General features: G+C 66.1%; 1 protein-coding gene. It reads left to right on the top strand.

Annotated elements, in window-relative coordinates; genetic code table 11:
- The first annotated feature begins 48 nt into the window (after positions 1 to 48).
- Positions 49 to 1,341 (top strand): IS256 family transposase, encoded by a 1,293-nt coding sequence (locus ACP4IX_RS36195; protein ID WP_426558894.1) that lies wholly within the window; start codon positions 49 to 51, stop codon positions 1,339 to 1,341.
- The last annotated feature ends 43 nt before the right edge of the window (positions 1,342 to 1,384 follow it).

The raw sequence follows: 1,384 nt of genomic DNA, 5'->3' as shown, positions 1-1,384 counted from the left end.
GGGACTGTAAAACGATCGGTGTAACTCCTGATCAAGGAAGATGCATCGATGACCAGCGACAACGTGACCGAGGCCGAGCCCGTCAAGGCCGCTGAGCCGCAGCCGGCGAAGAAGGTGGACGACCAGCTCATCGACGAGTTGGTCGGCCGCGCTCAGGCTGAGGGCCTGCAGCTGACCGGCGAGGGTGGGCTGCTCCAGCAGCTGACCAAGCGACTCCTGGAGTCCGCCCTGGAAGGTGAGATCACCGATCACCTCGGCTATGACAAGCACGATCCGGCGGGCAGGAACGGCGGCAACTCCCGCAACGGCACACGTTCCAAGACCGTGCTGACCGATGTCGGCCCGGTGGGGATCAGCGTGCCCCGCGACCGCGACGGCTCCTTCGAACCGAAGATCGTCAAGAAGCGGCAGAAGCGCCTGACCGGCGTCGACGAGATGGTGGTCTCGCTGGCCGCGAAGGGTCTGACCACCGGCGAGGTCCAGGCCCACCTGGCCGAGGTCTATGGCGCCGACGTCTCCCGCCAGACCATCTCCACCATCACTGACAAGGTCCTCGAGGGCATGGCCGAATGGCAGAGCCGGCCCCTCGACCCTGTCTATCCGGTCGTCTTCATCGACGCCATCCACGTGAAGATCCGCGATGGTGCGGTGGCCAACCGGCCTATCTACGTGGCCCTGGCCGTCACGGTCGAGGGCCGGCGGGAGATCCTGGGCCTGTGGGCCGGTGACGGCGGCGAGGGCGCCAAGCACTGGCTGCACATCCTCACCGAGATCAAGAACCGCGGTGTGAACGACGTCCTCATGCTCGTCTGCGACGGGCTCAAGGGCCTGCCCGAGGCAGTGGAGGCCGTCTGGCCACCGACCATTGTGCAAACCTGCGTGGTGCACCTGCTGCGGAACTCGTTCCGCTATGCCGCCCGCCAGGACTGGGACAAGATCGCCAAGCTTCTGAAGCCGGTCTATACGGCGCCGACCGAGGAAGCCGCCCTGGAGCGGTTCGCCGAGTTCGCCGACGCCTGGGGACGGAAGTATCCGGCGATCGTGAAGCTGTGGGAGAACGCCTGGGAGGAGTTCACCCCCTTCCTGCGGTTCGACACCGAGATCCGCCGCATCGTCTGCACCACCAACGCGATCGAGTCGGTGAACGCCCGCATCCGCCGGGCAGTCAAGGCCCGCGGCCACTTCCCCAACGAGCAGGCCGCCCTGAAGTGCGTCTACATGGCGATCATGTCTCTCGACCCCACGGGCAGGGGCCAGGCCCGCTGGACCATGCGCTGGAAGACCGCACTGAACGCCTTCGACATCACCTTCGACGGCCGCCTGTCGGCAGCCCGCCAGTAGTCCCAACCCCTCCAGTTACACCGCTCGTTTGACAGACCCGTTC

The sequence above is a fragment of the Streptomyces sp. WG5 genome, from assembly GCF_049974565.1.
Lineage (GTDB): Bacteria > Actinomycetota > Actinomycetes > Streptomycetales > Streptomycetaceae > Streptomyces.
The sequence above is the reverse complement of the archived record's forward strand: the minus strand, read 5'-3'. Positions and strand labels throughout refer to the sequence as shown.

What these genes read in the sequence shown, in the direction of transcription:
- ACP4IX_RS36195 (WP_426558894.1), top strand. Translation starts at nt 49, where the DNA reads ATGACCAGCGACAACGTGACCGAGGCCGAGCCCGTCAAGGCCGCTGAG.